Genomic DNA, 26127 nt, shown 5'->3' with positions numbered 1-26127 from the left:
TAACCAGACACTGCCAGCTAAGGTAGCAGGGCCTTCTCGGTGAAAGGGCTCAGCCCTCAGCCTGCTCGCGTCAGAAGCCACAATCTCGTGGCTGCGGAACTTCCGGTTCCGGGCAGGCGCTCAATGTCAGCAAGTAGCGCAAAGGGCACCCAACCTAACCTTCCGCGTAGGCCTGTTCCTTCTTAGCGCGGATCGCCGGCAGGATCATGCTGATCAGCAGCAATCCCGAAATGACCAGAAGCGTCGCGCTGATCGGGCTCTTCACGAAGATCGAGAGATCGCCCTCGGAGAGCAGCAGTGCGCGTCGGATGTTCTCTTCCATCATCGGCCCGAGCACATAGCCGAGAATCAAGGGGGCGGGCGGGCAGCTCAGCTTGGCGAAGACGTAGCCGAGGATGCCAACCGCTGCGCAGAGATAGACGTCAATTGAACTGTTGTTGAGGCTGTAATTGCCGAGCGCGCAGAACAGGATGATCGCGGGGAAGAGCCAGCGATAGGGGATCGTCAGCAGGCGGACCCAGATCCCGACGAGCGGCAGGTTCAGGGCGACCAGCATCGCATTGCCGATGAACATGCTGGCGACGACGCCCCAGAAAAGCTCCGGATTGCGGGTCATCACCGAAGGCCCGGGCTGGATGCCGTTCATCACCAGCGCGCCGAGGATGAGCGCCATCGTTGCAGTACCGGGGATGCCTAAGGTCAGCATCGGGATGAAGGCGGTCTGCGCGGCGGCGTTGTTGGCCGCCTCCGGCGAGGCGACGCCTTCGATCGCACCCTTGCCGAAGCGCGAGGGGTCGCGGGCAAGCTTCTTCTCGACCATGTAGGAGGAGAAGGAGGAGATCGACGGCCCGGTGCCAGGCAGGATGCCGAAGAAGGAGCCGATCGCGGTGCCACGCAGCGTTGGCAATGCGGCGGTCTTGAGGTCGCTCCAGCTCGGCAGCAGTCCGCCGATGGTCTTGGTGAAGACCTCGCGGGTTTCCTTCTGCTCCAGGTTCGAGACGACCTCTGCCACTGCGAAGATGCCGACCGCAAGCACGGTGAAGCCGATGCCGTCGGCTAGCTCGGGCAGGCCGAAGGTGTAGCGCTCGATACCGGAATTGACATCCGTACCGACGAGCCCGATCAGCAAGCCGAGGATGACCATGGCGAGCGCCTTGAGAAGGTCGCCATGGGTCAGGACCGATGCCGCGACGAGGCCGAGCAGCATCAGCGCGAAATAGTCCTCCGCGCCAAAGCGCAATGCCCAGCCCGCCAGCGGCACGCCGAGCGCGACGATCAGGATCGTGCCGATGCAGCCGGCAACGAAAGAGGACAAAGCGGCGATGGCGAGCGCGGCTCCGGCGCGGCCCTGGCGTGCCATCTGGTAGCCGTCGAGGCAGGTGACGGCCGAGGAAGTTTCGCCCGGCAGGTTGACCAGGATCGCCGTGGTCGAGCCGCCGTACTGCGCGCCGTAATAGATGCCGGCGAGCATGATGACGGATGCCACCGGCGAGAGCCCGAAGGTGATCGGCAGCAGCATCGAGATGGTGACGAGCGGACCGACGCCCGGCAGCACCCCGATCAGCGTTCCCAGCAGCACGCCGAGAAAGCAATAGGCCAGGTTCTGCAGCGACATCGCGACGCCGAAACCCAGCATGAGGTGATCGAGGAATTCCATCTCAGAGGTTCCAGGCGAAGAGCGGGTAAGGCAGTCGCAGGCCCCAGACGAAGACGGCCGTCGCGAACACCGCCATGATCACGGCCAGCACCGAGACCTCGCGCAGCTTGAACTCGTGGCCGGCATAGGCCGAGGCCGCGACGAGCAGCATCACGGCCGGTACCAGGCCAAACCGCTCGATCGTCGCACCGAACAGGACGATCGAGAGGGTGATGAAGGCGAGCGGCAGCCACGCCCAGATCCCCTCGAGCGTGACGCCGCTGCGCAGGCCGCGGATGAAGATGAGCGCGCCGAAAGCGATGAGGATGATGCTGAGCGCGCGCGGGAAATATCCTGGCCCCATCTCGACGGAGGTGCCGAAGCTGTAGCGGAGCGCGATGACGAGCCCGATGGCCCCGAGCGCAATGAAGATCAGGCCGGCAATGGCGTCCTGGTTCGAGATCGATTTGAGCTTCATGGAGCCTCCCGGCGCGCCAGCGACAGCGGCGGCCTCATGGCGTGTCTTGAATGAGAAAGCGCAGATGGGCCGGCTTGGGTCCCAGGATCGACGTGTCCCAAGCCGGCACGGCGCGTCAGGACGACGGGCGCCTGGAGCTGCCGCCCGCAGCTCAGTCGGCGACCTTGATGTCGGCCGTCTTGATCACGGCGGTCCATTTCGGCACGTCGGATTTGATCAGCGCCGCGAACTCGCCCGCGCTGCTACCCGTCGCCTCTGCACCGGCCGCGCGCAGCTTCGCCTGCGTGTCTGAGTCCTTCAGCACCTTGTTGAGCTCGGCGTTGATCTTGGTCACGATCTCAGCCGGAGTGCCTGCCGGAGCGGCCAGGCCCCACCAGGTCGCGGCATCTGAGTTCTTGATGCCCTTCTCGTCGAAGGTCGGCACGTCCGGGAACTCGGCATCGCGCTTGGTCGCGAACAGCGCGATCGGGCGCAGCACGCCCTCCTTGATCTGCACCGAGACCGAGGGAACGGAGGAGACATAGAAGTCGACGCGACCGCCCATCAGATCCGGCAGCGCCTGCGACGCGCCCTTGTAAGGAATGTGCCGGAACTTCACCTGCGCGAGCTGCTGCAGCAATTCGCCGGCCAGATGCGAGCTCGTGCCGATGCCGGGGGACGCAAAGGTCAGCTTGCCGCCCTTGTCCTTGGCCGCCTTCAGCAGGTCCTCGACGGTTCTGATCGGCGAATCCTTGGCGACGACGAGGACCTGCGGCGCCGAGGCGCTGAGCCCGATCGGCGCGAAATCCTTGATCGGGTCGTAGTTCGCCTTGCCGAGGATCGGGTTGATCACGAGGTTGGCGTTCTGCGCCATCACGATGGTGTAGCCGTCGGCGGGCGCCTTGCCGGCGAGGCCGAGGCCGACGCTGCCGCCGGAGCCCGGCTTGTTATCGATGACGATGGTCCAGCCCGTCGCCTCGCCGAGCTTCTGCGCGACCACGCGCGAGACCACGTCGGTGCCGCCGCCGGGCGGGAAGGGAACGACCATCCGGATGGGCTTGGTCGGATAATCCTGGGCGACGCCAGGCCCCGCCAGCAAGGCCGTCAGCGCGGCTGCCGCGAGAGTGCGCATGGGCTTCATGATGTTTCCTCCGTTTATGTTTGTGGGAGACAGCCGGCCGCCCGGCCTTCTCCTTCGGGTGGTCAGTGGTTCTGCATCCCCCATTTGCGGATCGTCGCAGCCTCGATCGAGCGGAAGACGATGCCTTCGACCGCGAGGCCGATGAGGATGACGGTGAGCAGGCCGGCGAAGACGGTCGCCGTCTCCAGCGCGTTGCGGGCCTCGAAAATGTACCAGCCGAGGCCTGCCGCATTGCCGGACACGCCGAAGACGAGCTCCGCCGCGATCAGCGTGCGCCAGGCGAAGGCCCAGCCGATCTTCAAGCCGGCGAGGATCGAGGGGAACGCGGCCGGGATCAGGATGAAGATGACGAGCCGCAGGCCGCCCAGCCCGTAATTGCGCCCGGCCATGCGCTGCGTCTGGCTGACCGAGAGGAAACCGGTGAAGGTGTTGAGCGAGACCGCCCACAACACCGAATGGACGATGACGAAGACGATGCTGGAGGTGCCGAGCCCGAACCAGAGCAGAGCCAGCGGCAGGATCGCGATCGCCGGCAGCGGATTGAACATCGCGGTCAGCGTCGCCAGCAGGTCGGTGCCGACGCGGGTCGAAACGGCCAATGTCGTCATCACCGCCGACAGCGCGATCGCGGTGCCGTAGCCGATCAGCAGCACGCGCAGCGAGCTTGCGGCGGCGCCCGGCAGTCGGCCCGACGACATGTCCGCCCACCAGGCTGAGAGCGTGTCGCTGAGCGAGGGGAACATCAGCGGGTTGCCGACCCAGCGGGCGTAGACCTCCCAGGCGATGCCGAGCCCGACCAGGACCAGAGCGCGGCGCACCGCCGTGATCGCGAAGATGCCTTCCCACAGACCGATGGGCCGGCTGATCTCGCCGATCCGGCTGATGTCCTCCGGCTCGCGCTCGATATCCGGGCGCGGCCGGTTGCGCAGCTGCGTGACGGTGGCGTCAGTCATGGGCCGTCTCCTGCATGCCGAAGAGCATGCCGTTGATCTTGCGGTTGAAGGCCATGAACTCCGCGTCGCCCTGGTGCTCGTGGCTGTAGGCGGTGGCATCGAGCTCGGCGCGGACCTGGCCGGGATGCGGCGTCAGCACCAGGATGCGCGAGCCCAGGATGATCGCCTCCTCGATCGAATGCGTGACGAACATCAGCGTGAAGCGGACATCGTCCCAGAGTTCGAGCAGTTCCTCCTGCATGCGCCGGCGCGTCAGCGCGTCGAGCGCTGCGAAGGGCTCGTCCATCAGCAGGATGCGCGGCTCCATGGCGAGCGCCCGCGCGATCGCGACGCGCTGCTTCATGCCGCCGGAGAGCATGTGCGGATAGACGTCCTGGAAGCGCTCAAGGCCAACCTTGACCGTCGCGCGGCGGGCGCGATCCCGGATCTCGTTCTTGGGGAAGCGGCCGGAGCGGCGCATCGCGAACATGACGTTATCGAGCACCGTCAGCCAGGGCATGAGCTGGTCGAATTCCTGGAAGACCATCATGCGGTCCGGGCCGGGGCGGTCGATGACGCGCCCGTCGAGCGTCATCGTGCCTTCGGTCGGGCTCAGGAAGCCGGCGACGCATTTCAGCAGGGTCGACTTGCCACAGCCCGAGGGGCCCAGCAGGATGAAGCGATCCTGCTCCTTGACGTCGAAGGAGACGCGATAGGTCGCGGTGACCAGCCGGTCGCGGGTCTTGTATTGCAGGGTCACGCCATCGACCTGCAGCAGCGTCTGCACTCCGGCCCGGACGGCAACGCCCGGCATCTTTTCGGTCGCGAGCATCAGCTTCCCTGTCCTTGGCTGACCGGCGGGAACATGATGTCCTGCCATTTGGCGGGCGCTTCCTTGAGCTCCCCGTTGCGCTGCATGAAGCCGGAAAAGGCCATCATGCCCTGCGGTTCGACGGTGAAGGTCTGGGCCTTGATCGCGGCCTCGACCTCGGCGGGGGTGAGTGCGGTCTTCTCGACCTCCATGTAGAGCTTGGCCGCCTGGGCGGGGTTCGACTTGATCAGATCCATCGCCTCGCGCAGGCCCGCGACGATGGTGGTGACCGCGGCCGGGTTCGCACTCGCGAACTTGCTTGTCGCGCCGAGCAGCGCGCCCGAATAGGAGCGGCCGATGATGTCGTTGCCGTCGACGACCTTGAAGCATTTGCCCGACGATTCGAGCGTCGAGATGAAGGGCGGGGCGGCGAAGTAGAGCTGGATCGCGGCCTTCGAGATCAGCGCCGCCGTCGCATCCGGATGCGGCATGATCACCATCTGCTTGTCGAAGCGTCCGGCCTGGCCGGGTCCGAAGGCCTTCTCCGCTGCCATCCTGAGCAGGATCGCCTGCGGCGCGGTCGTTGCGGTGACCGCGATGCGCATCTCGGGCTTGATGTCGGAGACGGACTTCACCGAAGGATCGTTGGTGTAGAGCGTCAGAACGGCTTCGTTGCAGGCGGCGATGCCCTTGATGTCGAAGGAGCCGCGCGTCTTCAGCCAGGCGGCGAGCAGCGCGGTCGGGCCATAGGCGCCGACCTCGAGATTGCCGCTGAAGATGCCGTCATTGATCGCCGGCGAGCCGCTGACGCGCTGGACGGCGAAAATCGTGTCGCTGATGCCGTTCTCCCTTGCATGCTTGGCGAAGAGCGAGAGCTTGTCGGCGACGGTGGTCGCCAGATGGCTGGTGCCGAACTGGATGGCGATGGTGACGGACTTCTTCGACTGGGCGCGGGCGGGCAACGCCAGGCCGCCAAAGGCGGCGGCACCGAGCGTGAGCGCGGTGCGGCGTGAGGGGTGGATCATCCTGCTTCCTCCTCGTCGTTTTTTGCTTGTTGCTTTGGCCTGCCGGCTCAGTCGCCGGCACCGTTCGCGACCGGCGCGAAGAAGGTGTCCTGCCAGCGTGCGGGGGCCTTCTTCAGCATGCCGATCTTCGTCATGAAGCTCGCATAGGCCATGATGCCGTGCGGCTCGGTCGACCATTTGTTGTCGCGGATCATCGCGGTCAGCGCGTCCTTCGAAAGATTGAAGGGCTCCGACTTCAAATAGATCTCGCCGGCCTCCGCGGGCTTTGCCTTGATGAAGTCCTCGGCCTGCGCGATCGCCGCGACGATGCCTTTCGCCACCGCCGGCTGCTCGGTCATGAACTTGCCTGTGGTGGCGAGCAGCCCGCTCGTCGCGGGATGTCCGAGGATTTCCTCCGACGTCGTCACGACGTGCAGCTTCGGATTGGCCTCCAGCACCGTGATGAAGGGGTCGTTGGCGAAATAGCCGTCGATCGCCGTCGAGCCCGAGGCCATCATGGTCGCCGCATCCGGATGCGGCAGGCTGACCATCATCTTGTCGAAGCGGCGGATGCCGGCTTCGCCGAGCTGCTTCTCCGCGGCCATGCGCAGCAGGATCGCCTGCGGCGTGTTGAGCGCGGTCACGGCGATGCGGGAGCTGTCGGGGAAGTCGGCGACGGTCTTCACCTCCGGCTTCGATGTGTAGAGCGCGTAGCGCCCCATCGAGAGCGGCGTCAGGCCGCGGATGTCGTAGGAGCCGCGCGTCTTCTCCCAGGCGACCAGCATGCCGGGCGTACCCATCGCGCCGAGCTGGATGGTGTTCGACAGCAGCCCGTCATTGATGGCGGGGGCGCCGCTGAACTTCTTCACGACGACCTGCGTGCCGGGCGCGCCGGCCGCCTCCACTGCTTTGCCGAAGAGCCCGAGAGCGTCGGCGACGATGATCGGCAGATAGCCGATGCCGTTCTGCATCGCGATCGTCACGGTGGTGGCTGCGCGTGCCCGGATCGGTAGCGCGCCGACCGCGAAGGTGGCGAGGCTGCCCTTCAAGACACTGCGACGCGAGATCTGATTCATCAGTATCCTCCCAAAGTAGAGAGCGGCTTCTCGAGGGCGCTCTTCAGGCGGCAGCCCCCGCGTAGTCCGGATTGACGTTGGCGCGCGGATCGAAGGGCTTGCCCTCGATCACATCGAGCGCCTGCTCGATCGCGCGCACGCCGACACGCTCGGCCGCTTCTCGGGTGTTGGCGCCGACATGCGGAGTCATCACCACGTTCTGCAGGCCTGACAGCGGGTTCTCCTTCGGCGGCTCGACCGGGAAGCAGTCGAGGCCGGCTCCGACGAGCGCACCGCTCGTCAGGGCCGCCGCGAGCGCCTCATGATCGATCAGGCCGCCCCGGGCAGTGTTGATCAGCATGGCGCCGCGCTTCATCAGCCCGAGGCGGCGGGCGTCGAACAGGTTGCGGTTCTCGGCCGTCAGCGGAACATGAAGGCTGACGATGTCGCTCTCGCGCAGCAGCGCATCGAGGTCTTCGACGATCTCGACGCCGTCGAGCTTGCCGCGGAAGAAGGGATCGTAGCCGCGGATGGTCATCCGCAGCGGGCGCACCAGTTCAATCAGCGCCGAGCCGATGCTGCCGAGCCCGACGACGCCGAGCGACTTGCCCGAAAGCTCGCTGCCGAAGCTCGTCGCCTTGTCCCAGTGGCCGCCGCGCATGCGGGCGTCGAGCCAGGCACTCTGGCGCGCCACGGCGAACATCAGCCCGAAGGTGTGCTCGGCGACGGATTGCGCGTTGGCGCCATGGGTGATCAGGACGGGGATGCGGTGGCGCGTCGCGCTGGCGAGGTCGATCGTGTCGACGCCGATGCCGTGCTTGACGATGACCTTGAGCGAAGGCGCGGCCTTGATCACCTCCTCGGTGACATGGGCGGCGCGGACGATGATCGCGTCCGCCTTCTCGGCGACCGCCAGCGCGGCGATCTCGGCCGGCGGCGTGTAGGGCGCGACCGTGATGATGCGGGCGCCGCGCCGCTCCGCGGCATCCATCGCCGGCTTCGCCAGCGCCGCACCCGTGACAATGATCGTGGCAGCCATGTTTCCCTCCAGCCTCGCAGCCCGATGGCAGGAAGGTGTGGTCGGCGCCCTTCTGCGGCGGACCTGGCGCTTCTTCCCTGCGGCATCGGGCGCTTGCTGCGCCTCTTCGCCGGGCGGCTTGCAGACCGTCCCATCTGCAACGACCTAGCACGGCCGAGCAGGGAAGCAAAGATAAAATGAAACGGCGTTTCAAAAAAATCGTTATGGATCGAGTCCGCCGCCGAGGGCATGAGTCAGCACGCCGGCCGATTGCTTGAGGACCGGGGCGATCTTCTCCGCGCTTTCGCTCGTCAGGCGTGAGGCCGGCCCCGTCAACGCAAGCGCGCCGAGCAGCCGCCCACCGGCCCCGAAGACCGGTGTGGCGATCGAGGCGACATGCGGATCGGTGACGCCGCTGGAATAGATCGGTGTCTCGACGGCCTTGTCTTCGGCGCTGCTGGTGGGATCGAAACGACGCAGAACCTGTGCGATCGAGGAGGCATCCATCGGCCGCAGATCGCCCGGCCGGACATGCATCCGCAAAGGCGAGGGCGAATCGACCCGGAACAGGCACAGGCGCTGGTCGCCGCGGCGGATATAGAAGGAAGCCGTCTCGCCGGAGGCGGCCACCAGAGCTTCCAGCGCCGGCATGACATGGGCTTCGAGCGCGAAGGATTGGAGATAGACCGAGCCCAGCCGCGCGATCTCGGTGCCGAGCCGATAGCGGCCGTCGTCGAGCCGCTCCATCAGCCCGAAACGCTCCAGCGAGATGCACAGGCGCATGATGGTGCTCTTCACCAGCTGCGTGCGCTGCGCCAGCTCGCTGAGTTCCAGCGCATCGTCGCCACGGCGGAACGCGGTGAGAACCGTCAGCAGCCTGTCGGCCGATGCGACGCCCTCCAGCTTCGGTCGCGCCTTCGCCTTCTTGTCGAGCATGGTTCCAAGCCTCCGCGACGCCGCTTCCAGGTCGCGGCCGCCTTCAGTCTTGATGCGAGAACATCGCCGATCCTGCAACATCGAGCTTGGCGCGCAGGATCGAGCCCGTCTGCGATTCCGTGATGAAGAGATCGCGTCCTTCCGGTCCGCCGAACGCCAGATTGGTGGTCGAGATCCCGGCGCAGGAGCGGATTCGCAGGAGCGGCTCGGCCGCGCGTGACAGGCGCCAGACGGAACCGAAGCCGGTATGGGCGATCATGAGCCCGCCTTCGGCATCGAGCGCCAAACCGTCCGGCCCGCCGAGCCCGCCATGCAATTGTGCGAAGACGCCGACCTTCGTCGTCAGGCCGCTGTCGTTGAGTGGCAGGCGCCAGATCTGCTGGGCCCGCGTCACGGCGATCAGCAGATGCGTCATGTCGGGATCGATGACGATGCCGTTGGGGCTGGGGATGGTATCGAGCAGGCGCGTCAGCCTGCCCTCTGGTGTCAGCCGATAGACGCGGCCGGTGGCGTCGTGCAGCCCGGTCTGGCCCTGATCGGTGAAATAGAGGTCGCCGTTCGCCGCGAAGACGAGATCGTTGACGCCCTTGAAGCTCTCGGAGGCTGCCGTCTCCAGAAACGGCGTCACCGCCCCGCTTTCGGGCTCGAGCAACATGATGCCGCGCTTGTAGTCGGTGATGAAGATGCGGCCGTCGCGGTGGATCTTCAGCCCGTTCGGCCAGCCATCATATTCGGCGACGAGTTCCCACTCGCCCGCAGGGGAGATGCGGAATATGCGGCCAAACGGTATATCCGTGACATACAGCCGGCCCCGCCGGTCGAAGCTCGGGCCTTCGAGGAAGGAGTCGATCGCAAGCCCGCCACGATTGGCCGCGGCCCAGGCCGTCGCACGAGGCTTGCGGAAGCGATCGGGCAAGCGCGTGAACACGGTGGTGGCGACCTCGGGTGGCGGCGCAAAGAACATCAGCCTGTCTCCGTGAGCGAGAGGTCGAGACGATAGGTTTCCATCGCCGCGCGGTGAAACAACCAGGCCCGCTCATGAGGGGAAAAGCTTGCGACGATCCGCTTGAAGCCGTTCCAGAGAACGCCATAGCCGACCATGCCCTTGTCGACCGGGAAATTGCTTTCGAACATGCAGCGCTGCGGCCCGAAGAGCTCGATGCAGCGCAGGATATAGGGCGACCAGGCCTCTGCCAGCCGTTCGGATGAAGGTGGCAGCAGCGCCTCGTGGAAATCGAAGCCACCGACCCGCATCGCCAGACCGCCGAGCTTGACGCGCAGGTTCGGCCGTCGAGCGAGGGCAGCCATGGCGGCCGACCATTGCGCGAACACCTCGTTGCGACGCCCGCGATAGGGGCCTGCACCGAGAGGGCCTCCGCAATGATCGAGCACGATCTTCGTCTCCGGGCAGGCATCAGCGAGCGCCGCCACCTCGTCGAGCTGTGTGTGGTAGGCCCAGATATCGAGGACGAGACCGCGATGAGCGAGTTGCCTTACCCCAGCGGCAAAGGCCGGATCGCGCATGACGCCCTCCTCGGGCGGAACCGGGTTCGAGGCGATCGCTGGATCGGAATGCCAGGCCGTCTGATTGCGGATGCCGCGCAAGCGGCTGCCGCCGGCGCGCGACAACGCTTCGAGCACGGGCTCCAGCCGCTCACCGAGCCGCAGATCGGCATGCGCGACGATGCCGGCACAGGCCTGATGCCGGCCATAGAGCCCACTTGCTGCCTGGGCCGCGACACCATTGGCGAACTCAACCTCGCCGACGGGCTTGAACGCCTCCGGCAGGTCCGGGCGGTACATCGAGCGGCTCTGGACGAAGACCGTGGCCCGGATATCGTGGCCGCTTGCCATATCGGCGAGCAACTCGTCGAACAAATAGCGCTGGCCCTGCGGCCGATCCCAGAGATGATGGTGCGCATCGACGATCGGCAGGCCCGAGTCGAGCGCCGCCTCATCGCGCAGCGCCAGCCAGTCCGGCCGCACCGGGACATGAGTCGGCGCAGCCATGGCCGATCAGGCCTCGATCTCGCAGCCCAGCTTGGCGAGCGCGGCATCGACCCAGCTGCGATCGTTGCGCCCTTCATGGATCGCGGTCATCTGCTTGGTCTCGGCCTTGTGCTTGGCGTCGGCAGCGGCATAGACCGCCTCGACCTCGTCATAAGGCACGCAGAGCAGGCCGTCATCGTCGCCGATCACGAGATCGCCGGGCGCGATCACCATGCCTTCGATCGCAATCGGGACATTGATCTCGCCGGGGCCGTTCTTATAGGGCCCGCGATGGCTGACGCCGGCGGCGAAGACCGGGAAATCATGCTCGCGGATCCAGGCGCTGTCGCGGATCGCGCCATAGATGACGATGCCGGCGAGGCCACGCTTCTGCGCGTGGGAGATCATCAGTTCGCCGATGAGCGCATTGGTGAGGTCCCCGCCGGCGTCGACCACGACAACGTCGCCCGGCGATGCGACATCGAGCGCCTTGTGGATCATCAGATTGTCGCCCGGACGCGACTTCACCGTAACCGCCGGGCCGGCGAGGACGCCGCCGCCATGCAGCGGCCGCAGCTTCGCTCCACCCGCCGTCATGCGGGACATCGCGTCGCTGACATTGGCGACCGGCAACGCGCGGAAGCGCTCGACGACGTCTGCAGACACCTGGCGGCGCCGCTTGAGAACACGAAATCCGACCATCCCTTGGCTCCCTGATCCGCTCGGCGGTGCCCGGTGATCGTCGCCGATTGACAGGGCGCCGCGATGCGGAATAGCTTTTTTGAAACGACGTTTCAAAAATAACTTTCGGAGGAAACATGCAAGCTCTTTTTTCGCGCCGGGCCCTATTGGCCGGCTCAGCTGCCGCGACGGTAACCGCCATGACGATGGTGCGTCCCCGCGCGGCTGAAACCGCGACGGTGACGATGGCGATCCAGTACGGATATGCCTATTTGCCAGTGACGGTCGCGGAGAAGCTCGGCCTCTTCGCAAAGCAGGGGGCGGCGGCGGGGCTGCCTAATCTCACCGTCAAGACCCAGAAGATCAGTGGCGCTCCGGCGATCAACGACGCGCTGATCAGCAGCTCGATCGATATCGGCGCCTATGGCCTGCCCGGAATGCTGATCGCAGCCGAGAAGACACGAGGCTCCATCGAGATCCGGGGACTGGCTGCCCTGGTAGCGGGCGATAACGGGCTCTACACCAACAAGCCCGAGATCAAGACGCTTGCCGACTTCAAGCCGACGGACAAGATCGCGGTGACCTCGACCACGGGCCAGCAGGGCCTCCTGGTCCGCATGGCGGCGGCCAAGGCCTTCGGCGAGGGCCAGTCACGCCGTCTCGATACCAACATGATCCAGCTGCCGCATCCTGATGCGACGTCGGCCTTGATCACCGGCGGGACGATCAGCGGCTATGCAGCGCCTCACCCCTATAGCGACATCGTCGAGAAGAGCACGAATGTCCGGCGACTGTTCTTCTTCTCGGACTATCTCGGCGAGCGCGTGACGAGCGGCCTGCTCGCCAGCAAGCGCTCCTTCGTCGAGGCAAATCCGCAGGCTGCCAAGGCGATCGTCGCCGCCATCGATGAGGCCGGAACCTACATCAAGGCAAACCCGCGCGAGGCGGCCGAGATGTTCCTCGAATCTGAGAAGTCATCGCTGGATCTCGACGAGACCGAAAAGATGCTGAAGAGCGTCTCGGAGGAATGGGGCGTCCAGCCCAAGGGCGTGATGAGCTTCGGAACTTTCATGGCCAAGGTCGGCCTACTGAAAGCGCCGCCAGCCAAATGGCAGGACACGTTCTTCCCCCCGGTCGCGGCGGGCGAAGGCACCTAAACGCAAGTCACGGACCGGCTGGAGCGAATGTCCGGTTCAGGGCACGGACCGAAGGTCAGCTATTGGCGCTGGCCGGCCAAGGCCGTGACTAGGGGCTCGGGATAACCGGTGGCTAACTGAGACCGGGCGCCGACGAACTCATGACAGAGCCGCCTATGCCGTTTGGTTATAGGTGAGCCGAAATATGTCAATTGACCTCATCTCGCCGGGCCGGCCTTGATAAGCCCGTCAGGGAGAGCGCAGATGAAGACAACCACGTGGGCATTCTTAGCAAGCCTCGCGGCCGCGACAGCTTTGCTGTCGCCGCTCAGGGCCGAGACGCTCCAGGTCGCCGCTGGCACCTCCGATATCACCAACATTGATCCTCATCGCGCCAACGGTTTCGACTCGATGCTGATTGCGAACGTGTTCGACGGCTTGGTTCGGTTCCCGCCGGGCAGTGCCGATCCTGCGAAGATCGAGCCCGATCTCGCGACGCGATGGGAAACCTCGCCCGACGGAAAGTCATGGACCTTTCACTTGCGCAAAGGCGTCAAGTTTCACGGCGAGTTCGGTGAGCTCACTGCCGACGACGTCGTCTTTTCGCTGAAGCGTGCGGCTGACCCGAGCACATCGTCATTCGCCGCGAATTTCGCGGGCATCGCGGACGTGGTGAAGCTCGATGACCTGACCGTCAGGATCGACCTGAAATATCCCGACGCCGGCTTGCTCGGCCTGCTCTCCAACTTTCACGGCGGCATGATCGTCAGCAAGAAGGCGGTCGAACAGCTGGGGCGTGAATTCGCTGCCAAGCCCATCGGGACCGGCCCCTACGCCATCGCCGAACATGTGTTGCAGCAGCACGTCAAACTTGTCGCCAACAAGGGCTATTTCCGGGGCGCGCCCAAGATCGATGACATCCTGTGGCGCTTCGTCCTTTCCGACAGCAGCCGCGACCTGGCTTTTCAATCCGGGCAGCTCGACCTGATCTATGGCCGGCGGGATCAGCGCTGGGTAACCCAGGTCAAGGCGCGCCCCGAGGCGATCGTGGACATCTTCGGTCAGGGCGAGTTCCGCACCTTGCACATCAACAAGAGCATCAAGCCCTTGGATGATCTGCGTGTGCGTCAGGCGATTGCGCTCGCAATCGACCTTGATCAGATCGTTCGCTTCGTCGGTCCTGACGTCGCCAAGAAAGGCTGCTCGGTGGTCCCGCCTGGCTATCGCGGCGAGGACTGCTCCTGGACCGTCAAGCCCGACATCGCCAAGGCGAAGGCCCTGCTCGCCGAGGCCGGGCATCCGAACGGCATCACGCTCAGCGTCGTCGTCTCAAACATCTCCTCGCAATTGCCGATCATGGAAGTGATCCAGAACCAGCTCGGCAAAGCTGGCATCAAGCTGGATATGAAAGTCGTCGATCACCCGACCTATCAGCAGCAGATCCGACAGAATGCGAGCGCTCTGGTGTTTTACGGCGCAGCGCGGTTTCCGGTCGCCGATACCTATCTCACTGAGTTCTACCATTCCGCCGCCACGGTGGGGAAACCGACCGCGATCACCAACTTCTCGCATTGCGACGTGGCGGACGTCGAGATCGAGCAGGCCCGAAAGGAAGCCGATCCGGCCAAGCAGATGGCGGACTGGAAAATCGCGCAGGACAAGATCCACAAGGATGTCTGTGCGGTGCCGCTGTTCGAGCTTCAGCAGGTCTGGGCGCGGAGCAAGAAGGTCGATTACGGTTACGAACTGAAGGGTGCGATCAACATTGCGCCGCAGATCACGGAGAAGACGAGCGTTACGCGATGAGCGCCTCACGCATCAGTTGATCGCCGCATTCCCGGGCGTGCTGAATGAAAAGATCGACAAGGCCCGCATTGCGGGCCTTGGTTGCTTTGGCGAGAAGGAAATGGTTATCGATAGCCGGCTCGAAGCGCCGGATCACGACGCGCCCTTTGACGGGGCCTGCCATCAGCGGATGGACAAGCGATAGCCCCAGGCCATGCGCGACGAATTCGCACAGCGTTGGAGCTGTGGTCGCCTTGAGAACGAGCCGCGGCTCGCAGCCGCGGCTCGCCATCACCTCATCGACCCTCCGCCGGATCTCGACCCCCTCGTCGAAGCCGACAAAGGGTTGTTCATGGAGATCTTCGGGGCGGATCACCGCCTTGCGAGCGAGCGGATGCCCGACCGGCATGATGCAGACCAGAGGATGGTTCAGGAACGGCTCGGTCTCGAGATCGGGGTGCTCGACCCGCGCATTTAGAATTCCGACGTCAACCTGCCGTGTCACCAGCCAATCCGCCAGGCCTGGTGAACCACGCACGATCAGCGACACGAAGACATGCGCCTCGCTCTCCAAAAAGCGCATCGTGACGTGTTGGATGAAATGGCCCGACAGCGCCGGCAGGACGCCAACCAGCAGCCGGCCTTTTTGCTCGCGGCGGACCGTCTCGATGGCGCGCTCGATCTGGTGCAGCCCGGAAAAGACCCGATCGACCTCTTCATAGAGATGCGCGCCCTGAGCGGTCGGAGTCAGCTTCCCCTTCAGCCGATCGAAGAGCCGCAGCCCCGTGTCGAGTTCGAGATTGGACACCAGCTTGCTGACGGCCGGCTGGGTGACGTTCAGAGCGGCCGCGGCCGCACTGACCGTGCCGTTTTCCATGACGGCGCGAAAGGCTTCCACCTGGCGTAAGTTGATCGAGCGAGGCATGAGGGTTTGGAATACCCTTGGCTGAATTAATCAATCGACGTTTTAGCATGGCCTGTGGATAGTTGCCACGAACAGGCCGCTCTCCGCGCCCGGAAATCCTCATGAAATACGCATTGAAACGCATATCGCTCGGCTTGCCGACGCTTCTAGCGATGTTCACGACGATCTTCGTGATCATCCGGATCGTCCCCGGCGATGCCGCAGCGGTGATCCTCGGTGATCAAGCCAGCGCCGGTGCTTTGGAAGCGCTCCGGCAGCAGCTCGGCCTCAATGAGCCACTTTCACAGCAGTATCTCGGCTTCCTGACCGGCCTGCTTCAGGGCGACCTGGGAACGTCGCTGGTCACCAAGCGGCCGGTTCTCGATGAGGCGCTGCGGGTTCTTCCGAACACGATCGAACTTGCGGTCGCTTCGATCCTCGTCGGACTAGCGATAGGGCTGCCGCTCGGCGTCTACGCCGCGATCAACCGCAACGCCTGGCCCGACTATGTCGGGCGGTTGTTCTCGCTCGTGGGACTGTCATTGCCGGCCTTTGTGTCGGGCATCCTGCTGCTCCTAGCCTTCGCGATTCAGCTGCGCTGGTTTCCCGTCATCGGCACTACCCAAAATGCCGGGCCCTGGGACCGTCTGCTGGCGGTAGCCCTGCCGGCGCTCAATCTCGGTGTCATCATGAGTGCCTATGTGGCGCGAGTCACCCGGGCGTCCATGCTCTCGACATTGGGCGAGGATTACGTGCGCACGGCTCGGGCCAAAGGCGTGGCGCCGACGACCCTGGCCTTGCGGCACGTCCTGTCGAACTCGCTGCTGCCGATCATCACGGTCGTAGGGCTGTATTTCGGCACGCTGATCGGGAATGCGGTTCTGACCGAGATCGTCTTCAACCGGCCCGGTCTCGGCCGCCTGATCCTCGGCGCTCTCAACACCCGTGATTATACGATGTTGCAGGGGCTCATGATCATCTTCGCCTCCTTCGTCGTGCTCGCAAACATTCTGACCGATCTCGCCTATGCCGCGGTCGATCCGCGCATCCGGACAGCCTGACGATGAGCGCGATCATTCTCCGTTTCTCCGAGACCGGCCGCTTCGTGTCACGTGGTGGCGCCTTCGCCTGGGTTGGGCTAACCCTCCTGGCAGTGATCATACTCGTCGCGGTCCTGGCGCCGGTCATTGCTCCGCACGACCCGCTCACGCAAGACATCGTCAACCAGTTCCTGCCGCCTTCGTCGGAATTTTGGTTAGGCACGGACTCCTATGGCCGCGATGTGCTTTCCCGGATCATCTACGGGGCCCGGATTTCGCTGATCGTCGGCCTGCTCTCGATCGTGATCGCGATGACCGTCGGCACCATTCTCGGAGTGCTGTCCGGCTATATCGGCGGGCGCTTTGACGCATTCGTCATGGCGGTCGTCGATCTCATGTTGTCTTTTCCGAGCCTGCTGCTCGGCATGCTCGTCGCCGCCGTCCTGGGCGCCAGTCTGGAGAACCTCATCATCGCAATAGCGGTGACCGAGATCGCCCCTTTCGTCAGGCTGGCACGGGCCCCGACGCTGGTGCTCAAGGAGCAGGACTTCGTCCAGGCGGCCCGCTCTGTGGGCTGTAGCCATGGACGGATTATGCGCGTTCACATCCTTCCGAACTTGATCTCCGACATCCTGGTGATGGGTTCGCTCTGGATGGCGACGGCGATCCGCACCGAAGCGTCGCTGAGTTTCATCGGCCTCGGCGTCAAGCCGCCAACGGCGACCTGGGGTGGCATGATCAGAGAAGGGTTCGAGAACATCCTCGACGCCTGGTGGCTGGCCGTCTTCCCAAGCGTCTTCGTCTTCCTGACCGTGCTCGCGCTGAACCTCCTCGGAGACGGCCTGCGCGATGCGACCGATCCCAAGCTGCGGCAACGCGACTGACAGCCGGTAACAGATGACCCACGGAGCCTTCTCATGAGCGAAGCTAACTTCATCTATCTCAGCCAGGAGGACGCGGTGCGCTGCGGTGCCGCCGACGTTCCCGCGACGGTTGCCGATACCGAGCGCACTACGCTGCTCGCTTATCAAGGCAAGGCGATAGAGGCGCCCACCGCGACCCTGTTCTGGGGCGTTCCGGCCGAGAAGCTCAAGAACTTCGTGGGCTACCCCAGCAAGAAGCGCGCGAACATCCATGCAGGATATCTCGAGGACAACGGCGTAATGAAGGTTGCGCTGAAGAACATCCCAAGCAACCCGGACAACCCGATCAACGGCAAAGGGCCGCGCGCCTCAGGCCTGGTGACGATCCTCGATCCCGAGACAGGCTACCCGCTCGCCTTGATGGACGCGATGGTGATCAGCTGCATGCGCACAGGCGCGCTTGGTGCCATCGGCGTCAAGCATCTGCGCCGGCCGGGCTCGCGCAGCATCGGACTGATCGGCGTGGGCCCGATCAACCAGGCTGCGATCGCCTGCACCGCCGAGGTGATGCCGGAGCTCGAGGTCGCCTATGTCTATGATCTGAATACCGAGCGCGCCGAGACCTTCGCCGCGGAGTTTTCGCGCAAGCTGAACATCGATGTCCGGGCCGTCGATTCCGCCCGTGCGGCATGTGCGGATGCCGACGTGGTCATTCCCGCGACCAATGTTCAGACGATCGACGATGCGTATATCGCCCCGGACTGGATGAAGAAGGGCAGCCTGCTGGTCGATCTCTCGATATGGGACGCGACCTTCGAGACGCTCGCGCACGCCGACGGCTATGTCATGAACTCGGCGATCAGTATGGAACGCAAGACGATGACGCCGAGCGTCATGGTCGACCGAGGCCTGGCTAGGGAGGAGGAAATCATCGATCTCGGCAAGGTCATCGCCGGCGAAACCAGCGGACGCCGCGACGACGAGGATGTGATCGTGTACTTTGCCCGCGGTATGGCGATCTATGACGTGATGTGCGGCTATCGCGTTTACGAGAACGCTCTTCAGAACGGCGTCGGCGAGAAGCTGAGCCTGTGGCAAAGTGCATTCTGGAGCTGAGAGCGAGATCAGGTGCCGCCACTCTGGCGATAGATCGAGCTTCTGTCTGCTGGCACGTAGCTTAGAAACCACGACGAAGCGATTGATCAGAGTTCCCTGGATCGGCGAAGCGACGGAGGGTCCAATGTCCGCTTCCTGGCATTGTTAATGTCAGGAAGTGGCGCAAGGCGAGCATAGTGCCCCCGCCGGCCGCTGACCTTAGGTAATTAATTATCAATCAGAATGAGGGAGAAAAAATTAATCATAGAGGTGGGGTGTCATGCTCTTCAACCGTATCAACAAGCAAGCAGCTGCCGAAGCCGCATCAATCCGCCGTTGGCAGGCCGTCATCGAGTTCGACCTCGACGGAAAGATCCTCGAGGCCAACGATCTTTTCCTTCAGACGGTCGGATATGCTCGCCAAGAAATCGTCGGCCAGCACCATTCGATCTTCGTTCCGCCGGAGGAGCGTTCGTCGGAGCACTATCGAAATTTCTGGCAAGATCTGAAGTCTGGACAGGCATTTCAGGCGCAGTTTGCGCGGGTGGCAAAGAATGGCGAACGGGTTTGGCTGCAGGCGACCTATACCCCGATCTGCGGAACTAACGGAAAGCATCCCTTCAAGGTCATAAAATACGCCACCGATATCTCCGCCATCAGGGAGGCGGTTTCGAATGCGGAGGGTCAGCTCGCTGCGATCAGGAAGTCGCAGGCGGTCATCGAGTTCGACCTGTCAGGCAAAGTCCTCAACGCTAATGACAACTTCTTGCGCGCGCTGGGTTATACCCTCCCGGAGATCAAGGGCCAGCACCACTCGATTTTCGTGGAACGTTCGGCGCGAGATTCTGAAGGGTATGCCCGGTTCTGGGAAAAGCTGGGGAGAGGGGAATACGACGAAGGTCAGTATCTCCGGATCGGCAAGAACGGTCGAGAAGTCTGGATTCAGGCGAGCTACAACCCGATCCTCGATGCCCTTGGCCGACCTTACAAGGTCGTGAAATATGCCACTGACATCACTGCCTCGAAACTGAATGCAGCCGCCCTTGAAGCCGCCGTCGCGGACACTCGCTCCGTCATCACCGCCACCCAATCAAAGGATTTGACCCAGCGCGTTCCGCTTAATGGCAAGTCCGGAGAGATCGTCGAACTTTGCAGCGGCATCAATGAACTGCTGGATTCCTTTTCGAACGTTGTCGAGACCGTCACAGGCATCTCGGAACGCATCAATCTAGGTACGCACCGTATCGGGGCAGACAGCAAGGACCTGGCTCAGCGAACCGAGGAGCAGGCGGCCTCATTGGAGGAAACCGCGGCAACGACCGAGGAACTGGCGGCATCCGTGAAGCAGAGCTTCGAACGCGCCTGCGAGGCTACCGAACTCGGAATGGCCGCCACTGAAGTGGCCAATCGCGGAGGCTCGATTGTAGGTGATGCCGTCGTTGCCATGGGAGGTATCGAGAAGGCCTCTGTCGACATTGGCAACATCATTCGTGTCATTGACGACATTGCGTTCCAGACCAATCTGCTGGCTTTGAATGCGGCGGTGGAGGCGGCACGCGCCGGCGATGCCGGCAAGGGCTTCGCCGTCGTCGCATCAGAGGTCCGCACACTGGCTCAAAGATCGAGCGAGGCCGCAAATGATATCAAGACGCTGATCACCAACTCCGGCGAACAAGTGGCCAATGGCGTCAAGCTCGTGCAGCAGGCTGGTTCGGCGCTGTCCGAGATCGTCGATTCGTCGGCGAGCGTTGCCGCAGCCCTGGATGAGATTAAGAGCGCTTCCCGCGAGCAGGCCAATGGTATCGAAGAGGTCGCCAAGGTCGTCGCGCATATGGACGAAATGACCCAGCGCAACTCGGCCATGGCCGACAAGAGTGCAGGGATCGCAGCCGAGCTTCAAACCTCGACGGACGCGCTCAAGCGCCTGGTTGAAGGGTTCCGCGTACCCGGAACTGGATCGAGGTCAAGCGGCATCGACAAAGACATCGCACAGCTCCGCGATACCGCCGCTGAGATGGGACGCTTTTCGCAACAATCTTCGCGGCGCATGGCCACGCCGCCGAACACTCGTAGAATAGTCAATGGTGCCAATCAGGGGTGGGAAGAATTCTAGGGCTCGCTTTGGCTTCAGAGGAAATTTGTCCCAAACTGAAAGGTCTGGTTTGGGGTGGAGCCTCAAGGTTGGCTTCTGGTGCGGGTCTGAGGGCTTACAACGAAGATTACCTATCTTTGGCTTGGGCGGGAAGCCTTCAGCGGTAAAGTGACACTGCTTCCACACGATGCCCTAAAGCACCCAGCTTGCCATTCATTCGCACATTTCCAAGTGCGCAGCGCGTCTCGGCAGTGAAGGGCATCCAAGCCCGCAAATCGTCGAGCAGGGCGTCGCACATCAAATCTTCCAGCGGACCCGCGCCGAGTTGACCCAAGTGTCAGTTGGTGATCGCGCAGTCGCGCCTGCCCAATAATCGCGAGAACCCGCCTCAATACGATCTCTCGTGGATCATTCATATTCGTGGACCAATGCCATGTGATTGGATCAGCAAGATGAGCGTGCACAAAGGTTTAGGCGGTCACTGGAGGCTCGTCAGGAGCAGCCATATCCCGCACCCACGAAAGATCCCTCGCAATCGCGGCCGGCGTGAAGACATACATGGGTAAGGGCTCGAAAGTTGCTTGAGCGACACGTTTGGCAGGCTATCCATTTGGTTGATCTTGCAAGACGGCGCAGGCCGAGTTCCGCGAAATGATACATTGTTGCAATGGCTGGGAGCCGACGCCTGTCATATCAGCCATGCGTCGCTCCCGGCCTAGCTCAGGAGGCTTTCGTAGGTCTCCTTTTCGGAGTAGATCGAGAATCTTTTGGCGCTTTTGGGGCCCCGACAGGTTGTCCGATTGGGCTGGATTAAACGGAGTATAAAGGCTTATCGCGCATTTTAGTTGTAAAGCGCCCAGTCAGGAGGCGCTTTACAAATAATGGGGCTCGGGTGACGAAACTGTTTGCCAATTTGTCCATCCGGACGACGCTTGCTTGCCTGATCGGCCTGATGGGCTTGATTGTTGCCGCCCTTTGCGGGCAGCAGATGTGGACGTCGTATTGGCAGCGCAGTGCCGCCGTGAAAGCAGCTGAGCTGGCAAAGCTCGATCAGGACCTCTTTAATGCGCTTGTCAGCGCGCGTTATGAGCGCGCCTCTTTGCAGACGGCCGTAATCCAGTCGCTCGACAAGAACCAGAGCTCGATCGCGACTTATCAAACTCGCCGCAAGGAAGTCGACGCTGCCATGGCGGCGGCGCGCGAGACGCTGGAGACGACACCATTCCCGGCGTTGAAGTCGGCAGCCAATACACTGTCGGCGCGCTTCACCGATTACAATGCGCTGCGGGATGCTGTCGACCGCGATGCAAAGCTGGTTCCCGCTTCGCGCGACAAGACACTTGTCGCGAAAGTCCTGTCGGTTGGTGATGCCTATCTGCAGAGCTTGGAAGAGGCGGCTTCAGCGGCAGAGATCGAGATCCGCGCTCTGAATCCGCGCCTGTCGGAGCTGATCATCACGCGCAACCTCGCCTGGTCAGTGCGGGCCGCGATCGGCACCTCTGGTCAGATGTTCAGCTCGATCCTGGCGCAAAGTCGTCCCTTCGATGAGAAGGAGGCCAAAGCGTTGGTATTGGCTGAGGCGCAGGGCGCCTTCGGCTGGTCTTCCGTCAAAGCCGTCGCCAACACGCCACAGACGGCGCCCGAGATCCGCAGCGCCATTGCTCAAGCCGACACCAGCTACTTCTCCGGATCCTTTAAGGCTCTCAAGGACGAGATGATCCAGAAACTCACCTCTGGGCAAACGGTCGCGATGAGCACCGAGAAGTGGCGGGAAACCGTTATTCCGGCGCTTGATTCCGTTAGTGACGTCGCCAGCGCAGCGCTCAAGGCGCTGAATGAGAGCGCTGCGGCCGCAGCTAGCCGCGCTTCGTACGTTTTGGCCACCTACTCAGCGCTGTTCATTGGAGCACTACTGCTCTCGGGCTTTGGCTTTGTTGTCGTGCGATCGCGTGTCACAGGACCCATAGCCGACATGACCGACACGATGCGCGCTATGGCCGCAGGTGATCTGTCAATCGATGTGCCGCATGGGTCGCGCCGCGATGAGATCGGTGCAATGGCTGTCGCTCTCACGGTATTCAAAGAAAACGGCTTGCGCGTACGCGCGCTTGAAGAGCAGGAACGCGAGGCTTCGGCAAAACGGCTTCACGCTGCGGAGTCGATGGCTCTCATTGTCTCGGATGTCGGAGAGGTGGTCGCGGCGGCGGCGGCCGGCGATTTCTCGGCCCGGCTCCAGATCGACGATGCCGACGAGCAGATGCAGCGGCTGGTCGCCGGCATCAACGAGATCAACGCGGTGGTCGACGGTGCGACGACGGAGTTCGCGGAGATCTTGCAGGGGATCGCGGGCGGGGACCTGACGAGCCGGGTCGAGACGGCCTATCGGGGCCGCTTCGCCGATTTGAAGGGCGCGATCAACGAGACGGTCGATCGCCTCTCCGACACGGTCGCGACGATCCAGACGACCTCGGCCGATGTCGGGCTGGCCGCGCGCGAGATCAACATGGGTGCCGACGATCTCTCCAAGCGCACCGAGGAACAGGCCTCTTCGCTGGAGGAGACCGCCGCGACGACCGAGGAGCTCGCCGCGTCCGTCAAGGCCTCGGCCCAGGCCTCGAAGGATGCCGCCCGCATCGCCGACGAGGCGATGCAGGCGGCCGAGAACGGCGGTGCCATCGCCGGCCAGGCGGTCGACGCCATGGCCCGGATCGAGACCGCCTCGCAGAAGATCTCCGACATCATCCGCGTCATCGACGACATCGCCTTCCAGACCAATCTCTTGGCGCTCAACGCCGCGGTCGAGGCGGCCCGCGCGGGCGATGCCGGCAAGGGCTTTGCGGTCGTCGCCTCGGAAGTCCGCACGCTGGCGCAGCGTTCGAGCGCCGCGGCCAAGGACATCTCCGGGCTGATCTCCTCGTCCAATGTCGAGGTCAGCGACGGCGTGAAGCTGGTGCGGCAGGCGGGCGACCAGCTCGCCCGCATCCTCGCGGCCTCGCAGAAGGTCGCGGCGACGATCGCCGATATCTCGGCCGCGTCGGGCGAACAGGCCAACGGCATCGACGAGATGAGCCAGGCGGTGGCGCATCTCGACGAGATGACGCAGCAGAACGCGGCCCTGTCCGAGCAGAGCGCGGCCTCGGCCAACTCGCTGTCCGGCCGGATCGAGCAGCTCAACGCGCTGGTCTCGGCCTTCAAGATCCGGCGCGAGCCCGCCGGTCAGGCGGCTTATGCCCAGCCGGCCGCGACGGCAGCGCGCGCGGTCAAGGCGCCGATGCGGCCAGCTCCCGCCGGCGAACCGGCGCGTCTGCGCCAGCTCGCCGAGACCGCCTTTGTGCAGTCCAAGGCCATGCCCGCCCCGCGCAAGGTCGCCAATGGCGGCGGCCGGGCCAGCGATTCGGGATGGGAGGAGTTTTAATCCTATCCCCACAGCCAACGAGCTCTCGCGGCCCGTTGAGGTAGGCAGTCGAAGGGTCAAGACCGCGCCTACTGACCACCGGCATCGAGCACTTCGTCTGCTTCGGGGCAGAATGCCAAGGTCAGCTTGATGGCGCAGAGGGCGCGCGCCGCAAGTAAGGCAACGGCCCATTGACAGGCCAAGAAACAACGGCGGTGACGTCTTCGTCACCACCGCTGGTTGATATGGGCGCACTCATTTAAGCCGCTTGAGAGCCTCCAGTCCTACCTGCGAAGCGGAAGCCGGGTTCTGGCCCGTGATCACCTCGCGGTCCGTCACGACATGCGGCGTCCACGGCGTTGCGTTGCCGCTGAAGCGACCGCCTGCCTGTTCGAGAGCGGTTTGCGGGTAGAACTTCATCTCGCCGCCCTGCAAGAGCGACTTGGCCTGCTGCTCCTCCTGGTTGCTGATCACTGTGAAATTGTAGCCCTCGTAGATCCAGGCGCCGGGATTGGGCTTCTCCCCCGCTTCGAGCTGCTCAGGGTCGACATCAGGGCGATCGGGCCATGACAGACAAGCGCAGTCCAGATCAGCAGCGCAACGCCGCCGGCCAGATCAATCAGGATCGCGGTCGCGCGCTCGCCATTGGCCATTTTCGTGCGGTCTTTCCCCGGGGGCGGGTCGAGAAGATAACCCGATCCCGGTCTTTCAGCGGTCAGGGCAGTTTTTGGGCTTCGAAGAAGCCATCCAGGGGAATCTGTGTGGTTTTCTCGAAATCATCCATCGCATCGACCAAGCGCCGGCGATAATTCAGAAGGGCGAGCAGCAACTGCGCGGCGTCCCGGGACAATCCATAGCGAGCCCAGCTTTCCGCCGTCCGGGCCTCCAATCCTATGTGCTTTCCAAAGGCCTCCACCGTCTCGAAGCCCAGCCCTTTGACGACGTCCAGCAGTTCCTCAGCCGACATCCGGGGCTTCACGACGTGCGAATGCACCCGCTCCAGCATCAGCCTGATGTCCGAGGGACGGAACTGAAGCGAGTTGCGAGCAAAGAGCTCGAAGTTATTGGCCATAACCTGCCTCCCCTATGTCGGTATTCGTCGTTCGCTGACCTGCGAAATCCGTGGTGCTCAAGAGCGCCTCGGCAGCGCTTTCATCCGTGATCAGGACCTTGGCATCGCTCGCCCGCAAGGCCGCTCGGATAGCCTTTGCCTTGTGGGCTCCTCCGGCGGCGATGGCCACCAATCCGATCCCTTTGAGGTCGGCAGGGCTCACGGCCATCACCCGTTGATTGACGGGATGATCGACCTGCTCGCCTTCGGCGTCAATGAAATGGCAAACGAGGTCGCCAACGGCGCCGGCCTTCTCAAGCGAAGCCAGATCGGACTGGGGCAGCAGCCTTTCCCGGAACAGTGTCGAGTCGGCGACAAGGTCGCCGACGCTGACTAGGGCGATATCGGCGGCACGCGCGCGCTCCAGCAGCTCGCGTAGGGTCGGCTCACGCCATAGCGCCTCTCGCAGCGCCGCATCCGAGACGAAGACCGGCGCGGTGAGCTGGAAGCAATCGGCACCGAACATGTCGGCGACCCGTCGCGCCACCGCCGATGGATTGATGCTGCGCGAATGGGTCAGGCCGCCGAGCAGCGACACCACTGACATCCTCTCAAGATGGCGCGGCTGGATGCCGCGCAAGGCTTGGTGCAGCGTCTGGCCCCAGCCGACCGCAAGGGCGGTCCCGTTTGTCAGTTTGCCGGAGAGCCATAGCCCGGCCGCATATCCCACCATGGCCGCGATGTTGGCGGGATCGCGGGCCGCTGGCACCACCACCGCTTCATCGAGGCCCAAACAGGTAACGAGGCCGCGCTCCAGCCCCGCCTGCCGCGCCGAGCGCGCGTCGATTCGGATCTTTACCAAACCCTCGGTGCGAGCCGCGGCCAGCATGCGCACCACCTTGATCCGGCTGAGACCCAGCGCCTCGCCAATCTGCTCCTGCGTCAGCCCCTCGACGTAATAGAGCCATGCCGCGCGGACCTTGGCGTCTGCGATCGGTTCCTCGCGGTGAGAATGTCCGAAGTCGATGATGTCTTCCAACGTTCCGTCGCCTAGCTGCACAGCCTTATTTGCATCATCGCAGGATCGGGGCGGGAAAGGCAACCGAC

General features: G+C 63.7%; 22 protein-coding genes and 1 pseudogene. 7 read left to right on the top strand and 16 right to left on the bottom strand.

The features are described from left to right. Positions 1–154: 154 nt before the first annotated feature. The 12 genes from GY40_RS20535 to GY40_RS20480 form a co-directional block, all read right to left on the bottom strand. A complete protein-coding gene (locus GY40_RS20535) occupies positions 155–1657 on the bottom strand; it encodes a tripartite tricarboxylate transporter permease (RefSeq protein WP_038366266.1) in 1503 nt (500 codons plus the stop codon). 1 nt (position 1658) lies between these two features. Then, positions 1659–2114, bottom strand: coding sequence for a tripartite tricarboxylate transporter TctB family protein (locus GY40_RS20530; protein ID WP_038366264.1), 456 nt, complete (start codon positions 2112–2114; stop codon positions 1659–1661). Between the two features lie 151 nt (positions 2115–2265). Next, positions 2266–3234 (bottom strand): Bug family tripartite tricarboxylate transporter substrate binding protein, encoded by a 969-nt coding sequence (locus GY40_RS20525; protein WP_038366262.1) that lies wholly within the window; start codon positions 3232–3234, stop codon positions 2266–2268. 62 nt (positions 3235–3296) lie between these two features. Next, positions 3297–4187 carry an ABC transporter permease gene (locus GY40_RS20520; RefSeq protein WP_038366260.1) on the bottom strand — a complete coding sequence of 297 codons (891 nt, stop codon included), beginning with the start codon at positions 4185–4187 and terminating at the stop codon, positions 3297–3299. Continuing rightward, positions 4180–4998 carry an ABC transporter ATP-binding protein gene (locus GY40_RS20515; protein WP_248311234.1) on the bottom strand — a complete coding sequence of 273 codons (819 nt, stop codon included), beginning with the start codon at positions 4996–4998 and terminating at the stop codon, positions 4180–4182. The genes GY40_RS20520 and GY40_RS20515 overlap by 8 nt, the downstream gene beginning before the upstream one ends. Beyond that, complete coding sequence (locus GY40_RS20510) at positions 4998–6002, bottom strand: ABC transporter substrate-binding protein (protein WP_038366259.1); 1005 nt, start codon at positions 6000–6002, stop codon at positions 4998–5000. Before GY40_RS20510 ends, GY40_RS20515 begins: the two co-directional genes overlap by 1 nt. A gap of 47 nt (positions 6003–6049) precedes the next feature. Further along, the gene (locus GY40_RS20505; RefSeq protein WP_038366257.1) at positions 6050–7057 is read right to left on the bottom strand and encodes an ABC transporter substrate-binding protein; all 1008 of its coding nucleotides are present in this window, start codon (positions 7055–7057) and stop codon (positions 6050–6052) included. 43 nt (positions 7058–7100) lie between these two features. Continuing rightward, entirely contained in the window at positions 7101–8075 is a 975-nt protein-coding gene (locus GY40_RS20500; RefSeq protein ID WP_038366255.1) for a hydroxyacid dehydrogenase, read from the bottom strand. Positions 8076–8276: 201 nt separating this feature from the next. Further along, positions 8277–8990: an IclR family transcriptional regulator gene (locus GY40_RS20495; protein WP_038366253.1), complete on the bottom strand. Its 714-nt coding sequence runs from the start codon at positions 8988–8990 to the stop codon at positions 8277–8279. Between the two features lie 43 nt (positions 8991–9033). Next, positions 9034–9957: an SMP-30/gluconolactonase/LRE family protein gene (locus GY40_RS20490; RefSeq protein ID WP_038366251.1), complete on the bottom strand. Its 924-nt coding sequence runs from the start codon at positions 9955–9957 to the stop codon at positions 9034–9036. Next, positions 9954–11000, bottom strand: a complete 1047-nt coding sequence (locus tag GY40_RS20485) for an amidohydrolase family protein (RefSeq protein ID WP_038366248.1) — start codon at positions 10998–11000, stop codon at positions 9954–9956. Before GY40_RS20485 ends, GY40_RS20490 begins: the two co-directional genes overlap by 4 nt. Positions 11001–11006: 6 nt before the next feature. After that, a complete protein-coding gene (locus GY40_RS20480; protein WP_038366246.1) occupies positions 11007–11681 on the bottom strand; it encodes an RraA family protein in 675 nt (224 codons plus the stop codon). 179 nt (positions 11682–11860) lie between these two features. On the opposite strand from GY40_RS20480, the gene GY40_RS20475 reads away from it, so the two are divergent. Further along, positions 11861–12817 carry an ABC transporter substrate-binding protein gene (locus tag GY40_RS20475; RefSeq protein WP_197062792.1) on the top strand — a complete coding sequence of 319 codons (957 nt, stop codon included), beginning with the start codon at positions 11861–11863 and terminating at the stop codon, positions 12815–12817. 243 nt (positions 12818–13060) lie between these two features. Next, a complete protein-coding gene (locus GY40_RS20470; protein ID WP_038366240.1) occupies positions 13061–14602 on the top strand; it encodes an ABC transporter substrate-binding protein in 1542 nt (513 codons plus the stop codon). On the opposite strand, the gene GY40_RS20465 is transcribed toward GY40_RS20470, so the two are convergent. Continuing rightward, on the bottom strand, positions 14592–15506 hold the full coding sequence (locus tag GY40_RS20465) for a LysR substrate-binding domain-containing protein (RefSeq protein WP_038366237.1): 915 nt from the start codon (positions 15504–15506) through the stop codon (positions 14592–14594). The two genes, GY40_RS20470 and GY40_RS20465, sit on opposite strands and share 11 nt — an antisense overlap. 101 nt (positions 15507–15607) lie before the next feature. Here GY40_RS20465 and GY40_RS20460 point away from each other — a divergent pair, with 101 nt between their 5' ends. The 5 genes from GY40_RS20460 to GY40_RS20440 all read left to right on the top strand — a co-directional run bounded on the left by GY40_RS20460 (position 15608) and on the right by GY40_RS20440 (position 23990). Next, positions 15608–16546, top strand: coding sequence for an ABC transporter permease (locus GY40_RS20460; RefSeq protein WP_038366234.1), 939 nt, complete (start codon positions 15608–15610; stop codon positions 16544–16546). Positions 16547–16548: 2 nt separating this feature from the next. Next, on the top strand, positions 16549–17409 hold the full coding sequence (locus GY40_RS20455) for an ABC transporter permease (RefSeq protein WP_051988346.1): 861 nt from the start codon (positions 16549–16551) through the stop codon (positions 17407–17409). A 33-nt stretch (positions 17410–17442) separates the two neighbouring features. Further along, a complete protein-coding gene (locus GY40_RS20450; RefSeq protein WP_038366231.1) occupies positions 17443–18504 on the top strand; it encodes a hypothetical protein in 1062 nt (353 codons plus the stop codon). A gap of 259 nt (positions 18505–18763) precedes the next feature. Continuing rightward, positions 18764–20596: a methyl-accepting chemotaxis protein gene (locus GY40_RS20445; protein ID WP_051988345.1), complete on the top strand. Its 1833-nt coding sequence runs from the start codon at positions 18764–18766 to the stop codon at positions 20594–20596. Positions 20597–21467: 871 nt separating this feature from the next. Beyond that, positions 21468–23990, top strand: coding sequence for a methyl-accepting chemotaxis protein (locus GY40_RS20440; RefSeq protein WP_113253503.1), 2523 nt, complete (start codon positions 21468–21470; stop codon positions 23988–23990). Positions 23991–24224: 234 nt separating this feature from the next. On the opposite strand, the pseudogene GY40_RS20435 reads toward GY40_RS20440, so the two are convergent. From GY40_RS20435 to GY40_RS20425, 3 genes and pseudogenes are all read right to left on the bottom strand, one after another. Further along, positions 24225–24553 (bottom strand): annotated as a pseudogene (locus tag GY40_RS20435) (type 1 glutamine amidotransferase domain-containing protein); the annotation flags it as partial. Between the two features lie 131 nt (positions 24554–24684). Then, positions 24685–25041, bottom strand: coding sequence for a hypothetical protein (locus GY40_RS20430; protein WP_038366225.1), 357 nt, complete (start codon positions 25039–25041; stop codon positions 24685–24687). Then, the gene (locus GY40_RS20425) at positions 25031–26059 is read right to left on the bottom strand and encodes a sugar-binding transcriptional regulator (RefSeq protein ID WP_248311233.1); all 1029 of its coding nucleotides are present in this window, start codon (positions 26057–26059) and stop codon (positions 25031–25033) included. Before GY40_RS20425 ends, GY40_RS20430 begins: the two co-directional genes overlap by 11 nt. Between the last annotated feature and the right edge of the window lie 68 nt (positions 26060–26127).

It is taken from the genome of Allobosea sp. UNC402CLCol (assembly GCF_000745475.1).
Lineage (GTDB): Bacteria > Pseudomonadota > Alphaproteobacteria > Rhizobiales > Beijerinckiaceae > Allobosea > Allobosea spartocytisi.
Note: the sequence above shows the minus strand (reverse complement) of the source record. Positions and strands in the feature narration are given on the sequence as shown.